At 73.0% G+C, this 18,649-nt stretch carries 13 protein-coding genes; 5 read left to right on the forward strand and 8 right to left on the reverse strand.

Going from position 1 to position 18,649, the window contains the following annotated elements:
• Window positions 1–133: 133 nt before the first annotated feature.
• Window positions 134–493 carry a hypothetical protein gene (locus tag ACIBF7_RS09825; RefSeq protein WP_271276210.1) on the reverse strand — a complete coding sequence of 120 codons (360 nt, stop codon included), beginning with the start codon at window positions 491–493 and terminating at the stop codon, window positions 134–136.
• Window positions 490–3,312: a glycoside hydrolase family 2 TIM barrel-domain containing protein gene (locus tag ACIBF7_RS09830; protein ID WP_271276209.1), complete on the reverse strand. Its 2,823-nt coding sequence runs from the start codon at window positions 3,310–3,312 to the stop codon at window positions 490–492. The genes ACIBF7_RS09825 and ACIBF7_RS09830 overlap by 4 nt, the downstream gene beginning before the upstream one ends.
• 73 nt (window positions 3,313–3,385) lie before the next feature.
• On the opposite strand from ACIBF7_RS09830, the gene ACIBF7_RS09835 reads away from it, so the two are divergent.
• Window positions 3,386–3,940 carry a dihydrofolate reductase family protein gene (locus ACIBF7_RS09835; RefSeq protein WP_271276208.1) on the forward strand — a complete coding sequence of 185 codons (555 nt, stop codon included), beginning with the start codon at window positions 3,386–3,388 and terminating at the stop codon, window positions 3,938–3,940.
• A 5-nt stretch (window positions 3,941–3,945) separates the two neighbouring features.
• On the opposite strand, the gene ACIBF7_RS09840 is transcribed toward ACIBF7_RS09835, so the two are convergent.
• The 6 genes from ACIBF7_RS09840 to ACIBF7_RS09865 all read right to left on the reverse strand — a co-directional run bounded on the left by ACIBF7_RS09840 (window position 3,946) and on the right by ACIBF7_RS09865 (window position 14,718).
• Entirely contained in the window at window positions 3,946–5,322 is a 1,377-nt protein-coding gene (locus ACIBF7_RS09840) for a M20 family metallopeptidase (RefSeq protein ID WP_271276207.1), read from the reverse strand.
• Window positions 5,319–6,467, reverse strand: coding sequence for an amidohydrolase family protein (locus ACIBF7_RS09845; protein ID WP_271276206.1), 1,149 nt, complete (start codon window positions 6,465–6,467; stop codon window positions 5,319–5,321). The genes ACIBF7_RS09840 and ACIBF7_RS09845 overlap by 4 nt, the downstream gene beginning before the upstream one ends.
• Before the next feature lie 154 nt (window positions 6,468–6,621).
• Entirely contained in the window at window positions 6,622–10,008 is a 3,387-nt protein-coding gene (locus tag ACIBF7_RS09850) for a phosphodiester glycosidase family protein (RefSeq protein WP_271276205.1), read from the reverse strand.
• A 62-nt stretch (window positions 10,009–10,070) separates the two neighbouring features.
• A complete protein-coding gene (locus ACIBF7_RS09855; RefSeq protein ID WP_364235261.1) occupies window positions 10,071–12,149 on the reverse strand; it encodes a hypothetical protein in 2,079 nt (692 codons plus the stop codon).
• Window positions 12,150–12,252: 103 nt separating this feature from the next.
• On the reverse strand, window positions 12,253–13,461 hold the full coding sequence (locus ACIBF7_RS09860) for an amidase (protein WP_397196888.1): 1,209 nt from the start codon (window positions 13,459–13,461) through the stop codon (window positions 12,253–12,255).
• Between the two features lie 252 nt (window positions 13,462–13,713).
• Complete coding sequence (locus tag ACIBF7_RS09865) at window positions 13,714–14,718, reverse strand: Clp protease N-terminal domain-containing protein (RefSeq protein ID WP_397196889.1); 1,005 nt, start codon at window positions 14,716–14,718, stop codon at window positions 13,714–13,716.
• A gap of 218 nt (window positions 14,719–14,936) precedes the next feature.
• On the opposite strand from ACIBF7_RS09865, the gene ACIBF7_RS09870 reads away from it, so the two are divergent.
• From ACIBF7_RS09870 to ACIBF7_RS09885, 4 genes are all read left to right on the forward strand, one after another.
• Window positions 14,937–15,536, forward strand: a complete 600-nt coding sequence (locus tag ACIBF7_RS09870) for a hypothetical protein (RefSeq protein WP_271276201.1) — start codon at window positions 14,937–14,939, stop codon at window positions 15,534–15,536.
• Window positions 15,537–15,702: 166 nt separating this feature from the next.
• Window positions 15,703–16,425, forward strand: a complete 723-nt coding sequence (locus ACIBF7_RS09875; RefSeq protein WP_271276200.1) for a VIT1/CCC1 transporter family protein — start codon at window positions 15,703–15,705, stop codon at window positions 16,423–16,425.
• A 171-nt stretch (window positions 16,426–16,596) separates the two neighbouring features.
• On the forward strand, window positions 16,597–18,228 hold the full coding sequence (gene pgi / locus ACIBF7_RS09880) for a glucose-6-phosphate isomerase (RefSeq protein WP_345482591.1): 1,632 nt from the start codon (window positions 16,597–16,599) through the stop codon (window positions 18,226–18,228).
• A 14-nt stretch (window positions 18,229–18,242) separates the two neighbouring features.
• Complete coding sequence (locus tag ACIBF7_RS09885; protein ID WP_219544297.1) at window positions 18,243–18,599, forward strand: spore germination protein GerW family protein; 357 nt, start codon at window positions 18,243–18,245, stop codon at window positions 18,597–18,599.
• The last annotated feature ends 50 nt before the right edge of the window (window positions 18,600–18,649 follow it).

Raw genomic sequence — 18,649 nt, forward strand, 5'->3', positions numbered from 1 at the left:
CCGTACGATGCTCGCAGCCGACCCGAGCCGCAGGGCGACGGCTCGCCGGTTCCTCCTTTCTGGTACCTGGAAAGAATGGTCGACAAAGGGACCAAGCCGTTCATCGCAACCGGCCCTGGAGGATGATCCGTCTTCACGACGGCGCGTCGTGAAGAGCTCCGATCGGGGCGACCACGTGGGAGCCGCCCTTGCAGCGCCACACGGGCCGCCGCGCCTCGAAGTCGACGTGCAGCCCGAAGTCGTGTGCCGGGCACTCCGGCCACACGATCCAGAGCACCTCCATCATCAGGTCCTGCATGCACTCCGCGACGTTCGCCACGTCGTACTCGGTGTCCGCGCTCAGGTACGCTCCCCCGCTCCAGTACCTGCCGTCCTCCAGGGCGAGGAAGAGCGTCTCGTCCCACCCTTCGGCGAAGTGGAACCGGTGGCGGGCCCTGACCTCGGGCGGCAGGTCGGCGATGACCGTCTCCAGGGCCCGTTCCAAGGGAGTCACGACGGCTCGAAACGGAGGCGGAAGGTGGCCGGGCGGGCGCGCAGTTCGTACCGCGCCAGGGTGGCCGGGCCGCAGGCGGCGCTGCCGATGCCGTGCTGGGCCAGGTCCAGGGTGAGATGGAGGCGGCCGTCCGGGACGAGGTCGGGGCGGTGGGCGGCGGCGTCCAGGGCCGCGGTGCTCCAGGGGCGGACCGTCAGGCCGAACACCGGGGCGCCGGTGATCCGGATCCCGGCGAGCTCGGCCCAGCGGACGGCGGCGCGGTGGCCGTTCTCCTGGGGGTAGACGTACGGGGTCTGCATCCCCTCCACCGTGCTGGTCCACCGGCCGACCCGGGTGGCCATACCGGTGTCCGGGTACGCCTCCCCCGGCCCGAGGCCGTACCAGGTGACCGTCCGCGGGACGGACGGAAGCGTCAGGGCGAGGCCCAGGCGCGGGATCGGCTCGGGCCAGTCGCCTTCGGGGACGATGTCGACCCGGAGGTCGAGGGCGTCGCCCGAGGCGGTCCAGGTGTAGGTGGCGCGCATGCCGAGGTCGGTCGCGGCGGGCGCCACCCTGGTGCGGACGGTGAGCGCGTCGCCGGGCTCGACCGCGTCGACGCGGTGGGTGAGGCGGTGCAGGCCGAGCAGGCGCCAGCGGAACTCGGTGCCGTCGTAGCGGTCGTTGTCGATCGGCGCCCGCCACAGCTCCAGCCGAGGACCTTCGACGTCGAGGCCGAACAGGCGGGTGAGACGGCCGGTCGCCCCGTCGAACACCGCCCCGCCGACCTCGATCTCCGCACCATGAGCGGCTGAGGCGGCGTCCCTGCGGTGAGCGGGTCCATCGGCACGGCGCGGGACGGCGCGGAGGTCGTCCGGCCCCGTGTACGGGGTGCCGTCCGTGTCGAGGGGGACCTGGGCCCACGCCACCTCGTGCCCCGCGTCCGCCCACGGCTCGTCGCGGGCCAGGGAGGCGCGGACGGTGAGCCAGCGCTCGCCTTCCCTCTCCGGGAAGACCGGCAGCTTGACCTCGCCGCCCTCGGCCGGGACCTCCAGCGGGAACGACGCCAGGGGCACGCCCTCCGCCTCGACCTCGCCGGAGAAGGCCAGGTGGGACAGGTCGCGGAAGCCGTACTTGCTCCGGATCGTCACCGAACCCTCCGAGAAGGTGAACGCGACCGGCTCGAACACCTTCTTCAGGTCCAGGAGCCCGGGTGACGGCGTGCGGTCGGGGAAGACGAGGCCGTCGACGACGAAGTTGCCGTCGTGGACGGGCTCGCCGTAGTCGCCGCCGTACGCGTACCCGAGCGCGGGATGCGCCAGGCCGTGGTCGATCCACTCCCAGATGAAGCCGCCGGCCAGCCGCGGATAGCGCTCGAACAGCTCCTGGTACTCGGCGAGCCCGCCGGGGCCGTTGCCCATCGCGTGCGCGTACTCGCACTGCAGGAACGGCATCGCGCGCCGCCGCGCGTCCAGCTCGGGGTCGTCCAGCGGGTCCTCGGCGCCCCTGCCGATCGCCTCGACCTCGGCGTGCGAGGCGTACATGCGCGAGTACACGTCCGTGTGCTCGCACGAGCGGTCGCCCTCGTAGTGGATGGGCCGGGACGGGTCCCGCTCGCGGGTCCACTCCGCCATGGCGCCGAGGTTGCGGCCGACGCCCGCCTCGTTGCCCAGCGACCACATGATGACGCTGGGGTGGTTCTTGTCACGCTCCACCATGCGGCGCATCCGGTCGAGGCACGCCTCCTCCCAGCGCGGGTCGTCGCTGGGGTTGCGCCGCCAGCCGACCTGGCCGAAGCCGTGCGTCTCCAGGTCGCACTCGTCGATCACCCACAGCCCCAGCTCGTCGCAGAGGTCGAGGAAGGCGGGGTGGGGCGGGTAGTGGCTGGTGCGGACGGCGTTGACGTTGTGCCGCTTCATCAGCAGCACGTCCTCGCGCATGGTCTCGTACGAGACCGCCCGCCCGTGCTCGGGGTGGAACTCGTGCCGGTTGACGCCCTTGAGCAGCAGCGGCCGCCCGTTGACGAGCAGCACCCCGTCCTCGATGGCGACGGTGCGGAAGCCGACGCGCAGCCGGACGGTCTCCCCCGGCGCGCGCAGCACCGCCTCGTACAGCCGCGGCGTCTCGGCACTCCACGGCTCGGCTCCGACGGTGACGCGCTCGCCCGGCCCGAGCCCGGTGATGCCCAGCTCGGGCACGTCGAGGGCGCCGTCGCCGTCGAAGCTCAGCGTGCCGCGCCCTTCCTCGTACGAGGCGCGCACGAGCACGTCGGCGGCCGAGCGGGTGAGGGTCACGTCCCGGAAGATGCCGGGAAGCCACCACTGGTCCTGGTCTTCCAGGTAGGAGGCGGCCGACCACTGGTGGACGCGCACGGCCAGCACGTTCCGTCCGGGCTTGAGCCACGGCCCGGCGTCGAACTCGGCGGGCAGCCGGCTGCCGGTGGTGAAGCCCAGCTCGTGCCCGTTCAGCCAGACCTTCGCGTACGATTCGACGCCCTCGAAGCGGAGCCTGCCGCCGCTCCAGCCGTCCGGCAGGTCGAAGGCGCGGCGGTAGTCGCCGGTCGGGTTCTCCGTGGGCACGTGCGGCGGGTCGACGGGGAAGGGATAGGACACGTTGGTGTACGCGGGAGCGCCGTGGCCGTGCAGCGGCCAGTGCGACGGCACCGGTAAGTCGTCCCAGCCCGTGTCGTCGTAGCCGGGGTCGGCGAAGCTCTCGGAGACGGTCGCCACCGGTGACAGGCGGAACCGCCAGGTGCCGTCGAGGTCGAGCGAGGGGGCGTCCGAGCGCAGGGCCGCGCGAGGGTCGAGGCGGCCGGAACCAGGGGTGAAACGTTCGCATTCCATCGCCTGCCGAGCCTAGAGGTTCGGCGCGCTTTCGTCAGCGACGAGTTTCCGGCGGGACGGCGGTCTACCGGGCATGAGCGATGTGGTGCTGAACATGACGGTCTCGGTCGACGGGTTCGCCACCGGGCCGGACGAGGATCTGGAGCGGCTCCACCGGTGGATCTTCGCGGAGAGCGCGGAGGACGCGGAGATCAGGGCGGAGTTCGCCGCCGAGCCGGGCGCGTACGTGATGGGGATGGGCATGTTCCGGTCGGGCCTGGAGCCGTGGGGTGACGCGCCGCCGTTCCCGCACCCGGTGTTCGTGCTCTCCCACACCGAGCGGGAGCCGCTGGTCAAGCCGCCGGCGACGTTCACGTTCGTCACCGGCGGGATCGAGGACGCGGTCGCCCGCGCGCGGGCGGCGGCCGGGGAGCGGGACGTGTGGGTGGTCGGCGGCGCGGACGTGTGCCGGCAGGCGCTGGCCGCCGGGCTGGTCGGCGAGCTGCGGCTGCACGTCGCGCACGTGCTGCTCGGCGACGGGCTGCCGCTGTTCGGGAAGCTCCCGCTGCCGGCCGACCTGGAGGAGGTCAGGACGGTGACGACGCCGGGCATGACGCACCTGACGTTCCGGGTCGCCAGGAACGCCTGATCCCGTCAGGGGATCACCCGTTCCTGGGGATGCCGGCGGACACCCCTCCCGTTGACGCCCGGCGACGGGGACGCGGCGAGATAGCCGGCCAGGAGGCTTTCCGCGACCTCGCCCACGGTGGCGTCATCGGGCAGGAACTCGGGGGTGTGCAGCCCGGCCCGCGTGTCGACGCCGACGAACATCATCAGCGACGGCATCAGCTCGCCGTACTGGGCGAAGTCGTCGCCGCCGCACGAGCGCAGCTCCTCGCTGACCGACCGCCCGCTCTGACGCAGCAGCGCGCCGGTGCGCATGGCGAGCGCGGCGTCGTTGACCAGCACCGGCTCGCCCCGGTGGACCCGGACGTCGGCCTCACAGCCGTAGGTGCGCGCCATGTCCTCGACGAGCTGGGCGAACTGGGCGTGCAGCGTCTCGCGCGCCGGCTGTGACAGGGTGCGCAGGGTGCCGTGGGCGACGGCCTCGGCGGGGATGGCGTTCGGCGCGGTGCCGGCGTGCACGGTGCCGAACGTCACCACGGTCGGCACCATCGGGTCGGCGGTCCGGCTGACGAGGTGCTGGGCTCCGGTGATCACCTGCGCCATGGCGACGATCGGGTCGCGGGCCAGGTGCGGGTAGGCGGCGTGCCCGCTCACGCCCCTGAGCGTCACCCGGAACTCGTCGGCGGAGGCGTTGACCGCGCCCGGCGTGCAGGCGGTCACCCCGGCGTCCAGCACGGGCTGCACGTGCGCGCCGATCATGGCGCAGACGTCGTTGCGGGCCAGGGCTCCCGATCGGACGATGTCGGCGGCGCCCGACGGGTGGCTCTCCTCGCGTGGCTGCAGCACGACCATGAGCGGGGCCGGCCGCTGCTGGGCGGTCACGGACTCGTACCCGGCCTCGGGCCGGCTCTCGTGCGTCTCCAGGATGGCGGTGACCCTGGCGACCGCGCGGGCCAGCGCCACGACGGCGGCCAGGTGGACGTCGTGGCCGCAGGCGTGCATGGCGCCGTTGTCGGCCGCCCAGGGCACGCCGGTGCGCTCGACGATGGGCAGCGCGTCCAGTTCGCCGCGCACGCCCACGGCGGGGCCGGGGCCGCCGATCCTGACCAGCGCGCCGGTCCCGGCGACGTGCTCCACCGGCCCTTCCGGCAGCGCGTCCAGCACCCGTCTGAGCGTGGGCGCCTCCTTGCCCGACACCCTGGGGTCGGCGTGCAGCTCGCGCCGCAGCCGCTCGGCGGCGGGCAGCTCGGCGTGCAGCGCCTCCCGCAGCAGCACCTCGCGGTGGTCGGAGCCGAGGTCGGCGTGGGCGTCCGCGCGCCGGCCGGAGAGCTGATCGGATCGCAGCTCAGCACGGTGGTCCGTACGCCGGTCGGAGTGGCCGTCCGGGCGGGGATAGGAGGTCACGCGGCGCCCCCGAGCCGGTAGAGGCGGCGCGCGTTGGTGGCGCCGATCATGGTGGCGACCCGGACGGCCTGGCCCGCCGACCACTCCCCGTCGGTGACGAAGCCGCCGAGCACCCGCGTCATGGCCCGCCGCCACAGCTCCGCGCCGAGGAAGTGCAGCTCGGCCGGGCCCCATCCGTCGGACGAAAACATGATCTTGGCGAACGGGGCGATCTCCAGGCTCTCGGCCACCACCGCGGCGCTGCCCGCACCGGTGTGGTGGACGGCCAGGCCCAGGTCGAAGAACACGTGCGGGTACGCGTGCGCCAGGTATCCGGCGTGGCGGTGGAACGGGTAGCAGTGCAGCAGCACCAGCGGCACCCCGGCCGGCTGCGTCCGCTCGATCAGCCCGCGCAGCAGCAGCGGGTCGGCGCGGCGCAGGTCCAGGTCGGGGTCGCCGATCCCGGTGTGGAACTGCAGCGGCAGGCCGGTCTCCAGCGCGGTCCAGATGAGGTGCCGCAGCAGCACCGGGTCCGCCAGGCGGCCGCCGGCGGCGAGCCAGCGGCCCGCGGCCTCGGTCACCTCGGCGGGCGAGGGCGGGTCCGGGTCGAGGTCGAGCCCGTGCCGGTAGGCGACGATGCTCTTCAGCGCGCGGGCGGTGCGGATCCGCTCCCCCAGCGCCTCGGCGAACCGGCCGGCGAAGCCCGCGGCGGACACGCCGGAGGCGGCGACCTGCTCGGCCACGGCCTCCAGCCGCACCACCTCGTCGACCGGGACCGCGGCGAGCTCGGCCATGCCGGACGGGCCGACGACCTCGTCGGCGCGGTAGCCGGTCTCGATCAGGTAGTGGCCCGCGCCCGCGGCGCCGAGCAGCAGCCGGTTCACCGCGACGACGCCCAGCCGGGCGCGGCGGGCCAGGTACTCCTCGGGCGAGATGAACGCGTCGAGTCCGAGCACGGGCGCGCAGTGGCGCAGGATGGCGTGGCCCAGCTGCGAGTCGAACGGCGTCATCCAGTCGGGCGCCGGCCCGTGGGCCTCGGTGATCAGCTCCTCGAAGGCGGCACGCGACAGGTCGCGGCCCGTCACCCCGTGGGCGTGCTGGTCGACCAGCGGCAGTTCCTCGATCGTCCGATGGAGCCCGGACAGCACGGTGAGTTCACTGGCCATCGGCGCCCCCGCCCGGCTTCACCTCTACGCGCGACACGTACGTTCTTCCCCTTCGCGGACAACGGCCTCAACCCGAACCGTGCCCGCGTGCGGGGCCGATGAACGTGGGGACGGGCACGACCTGCGCGCCCGTCCCCGCGGATCAGGCGGTCGATCAGGCGGCTGACCTGGCGGCGACCGCCACGGCGGCCTGCTCGGTGACGCCGTTGACGGTGACCGCGACCGTCACCTGACCCTTGCGCAGCGCGGTGAGCGTGCCGGTCTCGGGGTCGAGCACGGCGACGTGCCACGGCTTGGCCTTGGCCCGCGGTCCCACGTGCAGGTTGGGCGAGCCGGACCAGGCCGCCGACACCGGGTAGGCGACGGGCACGTCACGGCCGTCCTGCCGGACCGTGGCCGTGACGGTGGCCGGGGTGCCGGTCTCGACCCTGGCCGGGGCGGTCAGCGTGAGCCGGTCGACGTGCGGGCGCAGTTCGGCGCCGATCCACTCGGGGGCGTCGGCGAACCAGTTGCGCCTGACGTGCTCGGCCTCCTTGCCGGTGACCGGGTCGACGCCCCACAGGGACCAGCCGGTGAAGCCGCCGTCGCCCGCCGGGGTGGACGGGTTCTTGGCGGCGTTGCCGTTGATCACGTAGGGCACCGCGTCCACCCGGGAGGCGTGGAAGGTGCCCACGTGCCCGCCGATGAACGCCGCGCCCTTGCCGGTCTCCCGCTGGAAGTCGGCCAGCCAGCCCTCCACCAGCGCGGCTTCCTTGCGGTCGCCGAGCTGGCTGCCCTTGCCGGGGGTGGGGTCGCGTGGCGGCACGTGGAACAGCACCGCGACCGAGCCGATCGAGCCGTCGTCCGCGGCCCGGTCCAGCTCCGTACGGAGGAGCTCGATCTGCTCGAAGCCGCCGCCGCGCAGGTTGAGGCGGGAGGTGTCGAGCGTGACGAAGCGGGTGCCCTTGTGGTCGAAGGTGGTGTACGTGTCGCCGAAGACGGCCTTGAAGTTGTCGATGCTGCCGCCCATCACCTCGTGGTTACCCGGGATGTAGTGATATTTCAGATCATCGCCGAGTTCTTCGTCGAGGATCCGCTTGGCCAGCGCGAAGTCCTCCGGCGAGGCCTCGTCCACCAGGTCACCGTTGACGAACAGGAAGTCCGGCTTCGCCGCCTTGATCTCGCGGAGCGTGCGGCGCGCGCCCGCGACCAGGTCGCTGTCCGGGTCCCGGGCGACGAACTGCGCGTCCGACATGACCGCGAACCGCCACGGCCGGTCGGCCACGTCCGGCTTGACCACCGGGTCGGCGACCTTCTCCGCCTCCGGCGTCTCCACTGACGGCGGCACCTTCGCGACCAGGCCGTCGATCAGGATCTCGTTGGTGTAGGAGGCGGTGGCCTTGGTCTCGGCCACGTAGAAGCGCCGCAGCTTGAGCGGGTAGCTCACGCCCGGCGGCACCGCGAACTCGACGAACTGCCAGCCGGTCCACGTCATGTACGGGCCGCGCAGGATCTGCGACTGCCCGAGCGCGTCGTAGAACTCGAGGCTGGGCCACTCCCCCTTGCCGGTGGAGTGGATCCACAGCCCGAACGCCTGCGGCTGCCCGTCCACCACGAGCTGCTCGGGCGGGCCGGCGTAGGCGGCGCGGGTCGCCGTCGACTGGGTGAAGTCGTACGAGAGCTTGAGCCCGCCGCCGCTCTGGCCCGGCGCGGCCGAGAGCGAGCCGGTGGCCCGCGCGGCGGCGAACGTCCACGAGGCGGCGTTCTCGAAGTCGGCGACCGGCTGGTCCTCGAAGCCGACGGTCACCGGCAGGGCGGTGCTGATCTTGCCGACCTTGGCGGTGATCAGGGCGGAGCCGGTGTCCTTCTTGGCCTTGACGGTGAAGGATCCGTGCTCGTTCGCGGTGACGTCGAGCAGGGCGCGGTCGTAGTCGAGCGACAGGTCGGCGGGCTCGATCGGGGCGGTGTTGCCGTTGCGGTCGTAGCCGACGACGCCGAAGGTCGCGGTGTCGTCCGCGCCGGCCAGGCCGACCCGGTCACTGGTGACGCCGAGCCGCTGGAGCGGCTGGAGCACGGTCAGCTCCAGGGAGCCGGTGGCCTTGCCGCGGGCGGCGGTGACGGTCGTGGTGCCTGGCACCAGGGCGTGGAACCTGCCGTCCCTGACGATGCCGTGGACCGCGGGCTTGCTCCGCCAGATCGGCGCCCCGGACGCGGGCCCGTACGTCTCGTCGTATCCGGCGGCGGTCAGCCGCCGCGTGAGGCCGGGGAAGACGCGCTCGGGGCGCCCGCCGCCGATGGGCGCCGCGCCGGGGGCCCGGCCGGGGTCGACGGCGGTCTCGACCCAGAAGCCCTTGAGCTTGCCGCTGCCCTCGGGGGCGTAGAGCGCCAGGCCGTTGGGGACGTGCCGCTCGCCGCCGTCGGACGGGCTGTTCTCGACCTGCGGGGCGGCCTGGCCCGGCTCGCGGGCGAGCATGGTGGAGGAGCCGCCGCCGTCGAGGTTGAGCGCGTCGGCCGCGCCCAGTTCGACCATCATCGCGGCCAGCTCGTTGAGCGTGACCCCGCGGCTGTCGGCCTGGCGGCCGTCCACGGTGAGCAGGTACATCTTCTTTCCGTCGGCGGAGAAGCCGACCGCGGTGCGCGGGTGCGCCGACTGGTCGGTGGAGTTCTGCGCCTTGCCGTCCTTGACCAGCACCCAGTTCCCGCCGACCGCGGCCTTGACGTCCCCGCCGTCGGAGGCCTTCGGCCGGTACGCGACCTCGACCTTGTCGCCTGCCTTGAGCCCGGCCAGGGCGGCGGCGCCGGCGTCGCGGCCGAGCAGGATCGAGGTCCCGGCCGGGATGGGGCCCTCACCGGCCTGCCCGCGGACCGCGGCGACCACGCCGTCCTTCAGCTCCACCTCGGTGACGGCGGTGGCGCCCTCGACGGCGCGGGCCCGGGTGTAGGACCCCCACAGCGGGGTGAACAGGCCGACGCCGCCTGACTGGATGCGCTGGTTGAACTGGGTGAGCGTGACCGGTGAGCCGCCCTCGGGGGTGGCGGTGCCCTCGAAGTGCATCTTGAGCACCCGGCCGACGCCGTCGCCGCTGATCGCGACCGCGTTGTCGTGGCCGGCCATCGGCGACTGGACGAGTTCGCCGGTCTGCACGCCGATGCCCTGGGCGGCGCCCGAGTTGTTGATGTCGAAGAAGTCGCCGTTGACGGCGGCGACCGCCCGCGACCGCTGGGCGGGGCCGGACAGCGGCTCGGTCTTCGACACCTCGCCGGAGTACACGTAGTCGGCGCTCGCCCCGCCGGCGAGGTCGGCGGTGAGCGCGTCGGCGCGCAGCCACCCGAGCGGGTCCAGCCGGTCGAAGGAGGTGAGGGTGATGCCCGGGGCCACCGGCCTGGTCTTCTTGGCGGTGTCGAGCCGGTCGCCGGTCGCCTGGGCGGCGACCAGCGTCGAGAGGGGCGGGTAGGACGACGCCGTCGGCGCGTCCTCGATCGGGGGTGCGGGATCGGCCTGTGCGGGCGCGGCGGCGGTGAGCACGAGCGTCGCCGCGGCGAGTAAACGGAGGGTCTGCACGACCGAATGCAATCGTCCGTGCATATAACTTTCAAGACCTTGGGGTGAACTAAAAGAAAATTTCAGATCTTGGCGGCGACAGGGGCCTCCTCGGACGCGGGCTCCGCCAGCGGCTCGCTGTGGATCCCCGCGTACAGCACCAGCGGCACGGCCACCGCCACGACCATCGACAGCACGGCGGTGCCCGAGTCGTTCACCAGCATCCCGACCACCCCGCTGACCAGCGCCCCGATCAGCCCGGCCTTCAGCATGGGCGCGCGCTCGAACGCCTGCGGCACCACCCCGGCGCTGATCTTGCCCGGTCGCATGATCGCGAAGATCAGGAACGCCAGGCCGGTGATCACGATCGGCATCAGGTTGGGCGAGAGCATGGTGTTGAGCATGGCCCCGAGCTTGCGGAGGATCATCGGCATGAACGTCCCTTCGAGCACCATGCCGACGAACCTGCCCAGGTGGGTCTGCGACGGCGCCGGCCGCAGGTAGTCGAGCACCGCGAGCGCCGACACGGTCACCCCGCCCAGGGCGCAGAACCCGACGAACTTCAGCACCGACACCCGCTTGCCCGCCACCAGCAGCGCGGTGACCGCGATGCCGGGCACGAACGCGATCACGCCGCCGAAGTCGCTGCCGATCCCCGGCCAGCCCGCCAGCAGCATCGCGGCCACGCCCAGCGTGGAGACCAGCGCCACCGCGGCCCGCCGCCGCCCGGCCCGCACCAGATGGTCGGCGGCCACCGCGGCGGTCATCAGCACGGAGGTGGCCAGCAGCGCGAACGGGATGTTCGCCAGCCCGTAGTAGCGCCCGCCCACCACGGCGGTGTAGCCCATGAGGCTGTTGAACTGCAGGTTGGTGCCGGTCAGCAGGTCGGCCACCATGACGATGCCGATGATCGCGGCCACCACGCCGGGCGGCCCCAGCGGGCCGCGCCGCCACGGCCCGAGCACGGCGAAGGCGGTGATGGCCGAGGCGATCGCCACCACGCCGGTGAGGACCAGCGCGATCGGGTACGGGCCGTGCCCCCAGGGGAACACGTTCACCGCGTACGTCGAGACGGGCACCGCCGCCAGGCCGAGCGCGACCACGCCGACGGCGCCGGCGTTCCTGCGGCGTGACAGCACGTAGTAGGCGATCGCGTAGAACGACACCGTGATGACGGCGAAGCCGGTGAAGAACAGCCCGGTGGTGTTGCGGATGCCGGTGCCCATCATGTCGGCCCTGCGCAGCTCGGCGACGGCCTCCTCCAGCGGCAGCCGCTCCCCCGCCTGCCAGGGCAGGCCGATCACGGTCGGCGGGACGGGTATGCCCGCGGCGGTGAGCACGGTCGGCGTGGTGTCGGTGATGATGACGATGTCGCCGCGCCGGGTCGAGGCGGTGCCGAGCAGCGCGCCGGACGCCTCGGCCCGCTTCCACATGGCCACCCGCAGGTGCGGCACCGACCCGTGGTCGCCGATGCCGCTGAGCACCACCTGGGCGCCGGCGGGCAGCTTCGCCAGCGCGGCGCCGACCTCCGCGTCGGCGGCCCGCACGGCCTCGCGCCGCCGCTCCGGGCCGAGCGCGTCGGGCACCGCGGGCAGGTGGCCGCCCGCCAGGTAGGGGCGGATCAGCTCGTCCACGTCCACGGCCAGCACCCGGCAGCGCGACCAGTCGGCCAGCGCGGCCGGCTCCGGCGCGTACACGTCCACCTTGCCGCCGGCGTCGGCCAGCGCCAGCGCGGCGCCGGGGCCGACGGCGGTCGTGCAGTGACCGGCGGCGTGCACGGCCGCGCCGAGCGTGCCCGCGTACGTGCCGTCACGCCTCGCGCGCAGCCCGTCGAAGCCCGGCACCCGGGCGCCCTCGCCCGTGCGCTCCGGTTCGGGCGGCAGCCCGCAGCGCTGCCCGACGGCGGAGCGGACGCCGGCGGACACCGACAGCCAGCCGTCGAACGGGCAGGCGAGGGTGCCCACGGTCTTCACCGACACCGACCCCAGGTCGCTCTCCCCGGCCAGCCGCCACAGGTTGGGGGTCGCCTGCGGGTCGACGTCCTCCCAGAGCAGACCGGGCACGCCGATGAGCGCGACCGGGGGCTCCTCTTGCGCGGCGTGCGCGGGCGGCGCGATCCACCACAGCGCCGACGCGACCAGCAGGAAGTACGCCCACCTCACCGTTTGCCCCCATGCGGAGAAGGAGTCAGGTACGGCGACGCGGATCCGGCCGCCGGGGATCAGCAGGCAACGTAGCACGCCACCCCGTGGTTAGGCTCCCTCCTTATCCGGGGGCTTCCGCGCGCTCGATCTCCGCCGCGGCGGCCAGCACGACGTGTTCCTCCCACGGACGGCCGACCACCTGGACGGCCGAGCCGCCGCAGGGCACCACCACGACCGGCGCGCCGGTGAGGCTCCAGGGCAGCGTCCACAGGTAGTCGTCCGTCTCGGACTCCCGCCACGGCGGCGGCTCCTCGGCGGCGGGGATGACGAGGACGTCGGCCCGCGCGGTGGCGGCCAGCATCCGCCTGCGGAACCGGTCCCAGTCCCACAGCACCCGTACGTTCTCCTCTCCGCTCAGCCCCGCCCGGTCCCAGTAGCGCCGGGTCAGCTCCAGCGCCTCCTCCCGCACGTCGGGCAGCGGCCGCTCCGCGACGGCCGCCCCCGCCTCGGCCAGCGTCCGCACCGCCCGCGCCGTCGCCTCGTGGCCGCCGGCCCCGGCCATGGTCGCCACCCGCAGCCCTGGGACGCGCACGGCTCCCGGATCGGCGAGCGGCACCGGCGGCGTCCCGCCGTCCATCCCGTCCGGCCCGGCGATCACCTCCAGCGTGGCGGCGAGGTCGGCGACGGTCCCGGCGATCGGGCCGATGACGGTCCTGCCGTCCTCCAGCGATCCGCAGCGCGGGAAGTGACCGGTCAGCGGCACCCGTCCGAACGTCGGCTTCAGCCCTGCCACCCCGCACCAGGCGGCGGGCAGCCGTACGCTCCCGCCCGAGTCGCTGCCCAGCCCGAGCGGCACGGCACCGGCGGCCACCAGCGCCGCCGTCCCCGACGACGACCCACCGGGCGCCCTGCCCGGATCGCGCGGATTGCCGGTCTTCCCGTGCACGGGGTTGTCGGCCATGGCACTGCTGATCGCGACCACGACCGCCCCGGCGGCCCGCAGCCGCGCCACGGCCGTCGCATCCCGCTCAGGCCGCCGCCCCGGGCTCCCCGACGTCCCCCCGGCCGCCCCGCTCACGGGCCAGCCTGAGACATCGATCCAGTCCTTGACGGTGACGGGCACCCCTTCGAGCACCCCGCCCTCACCGGCCCGCAACCGCCGATCAGCCCGCTCCGCCTCCGCCATACTCCACCCGGCATCAACGGCGGCCACACCCCCGAACCGCTCCCCCGCCCACCGCACCCGCTCGATCGCCTCCCGTACGACGTCGACGGCGGTCGTCTCGCCTGCCCGTAACCCCTCCGCCAGCCCCAACGCGCTCCGCACCATGCGCGCATCCTGACATGTCCCCCGTACGACGGACATCGCGCTTCAGTCCGCGGGACGTCTTCGATAGCCCCCCGCTCCACCGGGAGGCCGGCGGTGTCCCGGCCATGACGCGGTTGCCGTCGACGCCCCGGCCAGGAACGGTGGGAAAGGTACCGCCTCACCAGGTGGCGGCGATGACGACGCCCACCATGACGACGGCCACGACGGCGTAGCGGAACGCTCTGGCGCGCAGGACTCGGGTGATCCGCATTGTCAGTCACCGGAGGCCGGGCCGAGATGCTCCTCCAGCCGGGCGATCCGCTGGACGAGGGGCTGGAGTTGCTGCCGCACGGCCACGGCCACGAGCGCCGCCAGGTCCGGCGCGCCGGGCGACTGGCCGGACGGTTGCGCGGCGGACTCGGCGCGTAGGTGGACGTAGCCGGCGAGGGCCGCCACGACGGCGCGGCGGGTCGGCCGGTGCTCGGCGCCCAGCCCGCGCAGCACCTGACCGGCGATCCCGTCGGGTTCGGCGACGAGCCCGAGGAGGAGGTGCTCGCATCCGACGTAGTTGTGCCCGAGCGAGGTCGCCTCGTTGACCGCGGCTTCCAGAGCGTTCGCCGCGCCCACGCCGAACCGGCGCACCTCTGAACCCGGCTCGCCCGCCCCGGGTTCTTGCACCGGGCCGCTGCCCGGCTCGGGCTCAGAACCCGCAGCCCGTCCCGGCTCGCCGCCAGGATCCTGTCCGGCTCCGAGACCTCCGGACGACATACGACCGCCCGGAGAGTCAGGACCTTCCGCACCTCCCGGGCCCGTAGAAGCTTTCGCAGTCGTACGACTCTCCGGGGACGTAGAACCTTCCGCAGATGCACGACTTCCCGGGGACGTGCGCCCTTCCGCAGACGTACCACCTCCCACGGACATCCGGCCAGCGAGGTCGCGGGTTACCTGGCCGGGGTCGATGTCCATGGCGCGCAGGACGTGGAGGGCGAGGTTGGTGCCCTCCGCCAGCATGCCGGCCAGGAGGTGCTCGGTCTCGACGCCGCCCGCCCCCGCCCGCGACGCCGCGAGCTTGAGCACGGTGCGGGTGCGCGGGGTCAGCAGGGTCAGGGCGCCGGTGGGACGGTCGAGGTCGACGTCGGACAGGGCCGTCTCACGGATGGCCGTGACGCGGCGTACGGCCTGCTCCAGGGCGCGCTGGCAGATGGACGAGACCGGCACGCCCGCCTGCTTGACCGCCTCCGCCAGGTCGTCCGGCAGATACACGTTGATCTTCGGCACGTCACCTCCCCAAGGACTGCCCCCATCATAACCCCCATGTAACCCCACCGCTCCCGACAAGGCCGGGAGTCTTATTCACTGGCATTGGGGCAGATGTCAGCGCAGACTGGAAAGACGGCGATACACCACAAAGTGGAGCACCCGTGGACAATCACCTTGATCACATGCCGGTTCTGTCCCGTGGCAGGCATCGCAACCCGAAGCGTGGTGCTTGCTTCATGGAGTTCGCGTCCTATCTGGCCGGAGAACGGTGGAGCGACCACCCGGCCTGCACACACCCGCTGCTGGCCGCGCTGGCCCGCCTCGTCAACGACAACACCACCGACGAGAGCCGCAGCCGCCTCATCCACCTGGTCCCGTCCATCATCGGCCTGACCAGCACGGACCTCCGGGTCGACGCCCACATCGCGCTCCGCTGCGCGACCACCGCCCTGCCCGTCGCCGCCGCCGAGCGCCAGCTCGCCCTCGCGGTGTCGGTGCTCGCGGCGGAGGAGATGCTGGCCCGGCTGAACGGCGTCCCGCCCGGACGGCTGAGCCCGCGCAGCCAGGAGGCGATGGACCAGGTCCCGCAGGCGGCGGCCCAGGCACGCAGGTTCAGCCGGGCAGCCAAGATCACGGAGAAGGGCTTCCGCAGGTACGCGGCCCCGAACGCGGTGCAACTGGCCGTGGTCGGGATCGTGCAGGCCTGCATCGAGGACCCGGACACGATGCTGCGCGACCTGCTGACGGCGGCGATCGACGACTGCTCCCGCCTGATCCAGGACACCGGGACGACGACCCCGGCCGTGCCGCTGCCCGTCGCGCAGACGGCGTCCTGAGAGTGTCGTTCGTCACCCTGGCCCGCCTTACTTAGGAGGGCCTAAAACACTCGTCCACCTGTTCGTATACGGCGCAGAACCGCAGGTCAGGCAAGCCTCTCCTTCGTTGCGGATCTTTCCGACATTTACCTAATGTCGATGGAAATGCAGCAATAGGAGGGATTTCATGACCATCGAGCTGGAGCGGACGTACACCCCCGAGATGCACCACAGCCACCGTGACGTCACCGGCGGGTGGCTGCGGCCGGCGGTGTTCGGGGCGATGGACGGGCTCGTCTCCAACTTCGCGCTGATCGCCGGTGTGGTGGGGGCCTCGGGTCCCGGGCGGGGCGCCGTGCTCGCCGGGTTCGCCGGGCTGGTGGCGGGTGCGTGCTCGATGGCGGCCGGCGAGTACACGTCGGTCAAGTCCCAGACGGAGCTGATGCGCGCCGAGATCGCCGTGGAGCGGCGCGAGCTGGCCCGCAACCCCGAGGGCGAGCGCGCCGAGCTGGCCGCGCTCTACCGGTCCCGCGGGCTGGAGCCGGAGCTGGCCGAACAGGTCGCGGCCGGGCTGTCGGCCGATCCCGACCAGGCTCTGCGGGTGCACGTGCGCGAGGAGCTCGGGGTGGATCCTGACGACCTGCCTTCGCCGAAACTGGCGGCCGTCTCGTCGTTCTGCGCGTTCTCCGCCGGGGCGCTGGTGCCGCTGGTGCCGTTCTTCTTCGGGGCGTCGGGGCTGGCGCTGGCGGTGGTGCTGAGCGTGCTCGCCCTGTTCGGGTTCGGCGCGGTCGTGGCGCACCTCACGGCCCGCCCGTGGTGGGTGGGCGGCCTGCGCCAGCTCGTGCTCGGCGTCGGCGCCGCCGCGGTGACCTTCGGCATCGGCCACCTGCTCGGCGTCGCCGTCTCCTAGACCCAGCCGTCTCCTGATCCAGCCGTCTCCCGGCCCAGCCGTCTGCTGATCCATGCGCGGAACCCGGCTCCGGCAAAGAGTCCGCTCCGCCATGCGCGGAATCGGAACCTCCGGGTATGCGGATACGGGACGATGGCGTGATCGGTTTGTGACGGCCGCGAGGAGGGCGACGTGAACGGCGACATCACCCAGAGCCAGGAGTGGGCGGCGCTGGAGAAGCACCATGGTGAGCTGGCGGGCATACACCTGCGCGAGCTGTTCGCCGACGACCCCGGCCGGGCCGGCCGCATGACGCTGACGGCGGGCGACCTCTACCTCGACTACGCCAAGCACCGCGTCACCAGTGAGACCGTCGGGCTGCTGGTGCGGCTGGCCGAGCGGGCGGGGCTTCGCGAGCGCATCGAGGCCATGTTCACCGGCGAGCACATCAACGTCAGCGAGGATCGCGCGGTCCTCCACACCGCGCTGCGCGCCCCCGCCGACGCCGCCCTCGTGGTCGACGGCCAGGACGTCATCGGCGACGTGCACGCCGTGCTCGACAAGATGACCGCCTTCGCCGACCGGGTGCGCGCCCAGGAGTGGCGAGGGGCCACCGGGCGACCCATCGCCACCGTGGTCAACATCGGGATCGGCGGCTCCGACCTCGGCCCCGCGATGGCCTACGAGGCGCTGCTCGACTACGCCGACGCCGGCATCGAGGCCAGGTTCGTCTCCAACATCGACCCGGCCGACATCACCGGCAACCTCCGCGGACTCGACCCCGCCACCACGCTCTTCGTGGTCAGTTCCAAGACTTTCACCACGCTCGAGACCCTCACCAACGCCAGGGTGGCCCGGCAGTGGCTGGTCGGCGCGCTGGGCGAGGACGCCGTCGCCAAACACTTCGTGGCCGTCTCCACCAACGCCGCCAAGGTCGCCGAGTTCGGCATCGACACCGACAACATGTTCGGCTTCTGGGACTGGGTCGGCGGCCGCTACTCCTACGACGGCGCCATCGGCCTGTCCCTGATGATCGCCGTCGGGCCGGCCAGGTTCCGCGCGATGCTGGCCGGCTTCCACGCCATCGACCAGCACTTCCGCACCGCGCCTTTCGAGGCCAACATGCCGGTGCTGATGGGCCTGCTCGGGGTGTGGTACGCCGACTTCTTCGGCGCCCAGACCCGCGCCGTGCTGCCCTACAGCCAGCGCCTGCACCGCTTCCCCGCCTACCTCCAGCAGCTCACCATGGAGTCCAACGGCAAGTCGGTGCGCGCCGACGGCGCCCCCGTCACCTGCGACACCGGCGCCATCTTCTGGGGCGAGCCGGGCACCAACGGTCAGCACGCCTTCTACCAGCTGCTCCACCAGGGCACCCACCTGGTGCCCGCCGACTTCATCGGCTTCGCCGAGCCGTACGAGGACCGCGAGGGCATGCACGACCTGCTCACCGCCAACCTGTTCGCGCAGACCTCGGCGCTCGCGTTCGGCAAGACGGCCGAGGAGATCGCCGCCGAGGGCACCGCCGCCGCGGTCGTGCCGCACAAGGTCATGCCGGGCAACCGGCCCACCTCCACCATCCTCGTCCCGAAGCTCTCCCCGTCGACCCTCGGCCAGCTCGTCGCCCTGTACGAGCACGTCGTGTTCGTCGAGGGCACCATCTGGGGCATCGACTCCTTCGACCAGTGGGGCGTGGAGCTGGGCAAGAAGATGGCGCTCGACCTGGCACCCGCGCTCACCTCCGACGAGCCGCAGGCCGCCTTCCCCGACCCCTCGACCGAGCGGCTCGTCCGCGTCTACCGCGAGCTGCGCGGCCGCCCGTCGTGAGCCACCATGAGGGCATGGACATCATGGAGATAGCGGAGAAGTCCAGGGACTCCGCGAACGTCAAGAGGGTGTTCGGCGACCCCGTGCAACACGGCGACGTGGTCGTCATCCCCGTCGCCAGGATCGCCTACGGCGGTGGCGGCGGCACGGGCCAGGGCGAGGACAAGAAGGGCGACAGCGGCAGCGGCAGCGGCGTCGGCTACGGCGTGGCGGCCACCCCCGCCGGGGTGTTCGTGGTCAAGGACGGCGAGGTGCGCTGGCAGCCGGCCGTGGACGTCAACCGCATCGTGGCCGGCGGCCAGATCGTCGCCGTGGTGCTCCTGCTGACGCTGCGCGCCGTCTTCAAGCGCCGCCGTCGCCGCCGTCACTGACGCCCGGGGTCGGCCAGAGACTCCGGGCGCCGCGCTTCCGGTGAAACCGC

The organism is Nonomuraea sp. NPDC050478 (assembly GCF_044458265.1).
In the GTDB taxonomy this organism is placed as follows: domain Bacteria; phylum Actinomycetota; class Actinomycetes; order Streptosporangiales; family Streptosporangiaceae; genus Nonomuraea; species Nonomuraea ferruginea.

Bases quoted from the DNA above. Each gene is read 5' to 3' on its own strand.
- ACIBF7_RS09830 (WP_271276209.1), bottom strand. From the start codon at position 3,312: ATGGAATGCGAACGTTTCACCCCTGGTTCCGGCCGCCTCGACCCTCGC.
- ACIBF7_RS09835 (WP_271276208.1), top strand. From the start codon at position 3,386: ATGAGCGATGTGGTGCTGAACATGACGGTCTCGGTCGACGGGTTCGCC.
- ACIBF7_RS09845 (WP_271276206.1), bottom strand. From the start codon at position 6,467: ATGGCCAGTGAACTCACCGTGCTGTCCGGGCTCCATCGGACGATCGAG.
- ACIBF7_RS09860 (WP_397196888.1), bottom strand. From the start codon at position 13,461: ATGGTGCGGAGCGCGTTGGGGCTGGCGGAGGGGTTACGGGCAGGCGAG.
- ACIBF7_RS09870 (WP_271276201.1), top strand. From the start codon at position 14,937: ATGGAGTTCGCGTCCTATCTGGCCGGAGAACGGTGGAGCGACCACCCG.
- ACIBF7_RS09875 (WP_271276200.1), top strand. From the start codon at position 15,703: ATGACCATCGAGCTGGAGCGGACGTACACCCCCGAGATGCACCACAGC.
- ACIBF7_RS09885 (WP_219544297.1), top strand. From the start codon at position 18,243: ATGGACATCATGGAGATAGCGGAGAAGTCCAGGGACTCCGCGAACGTC.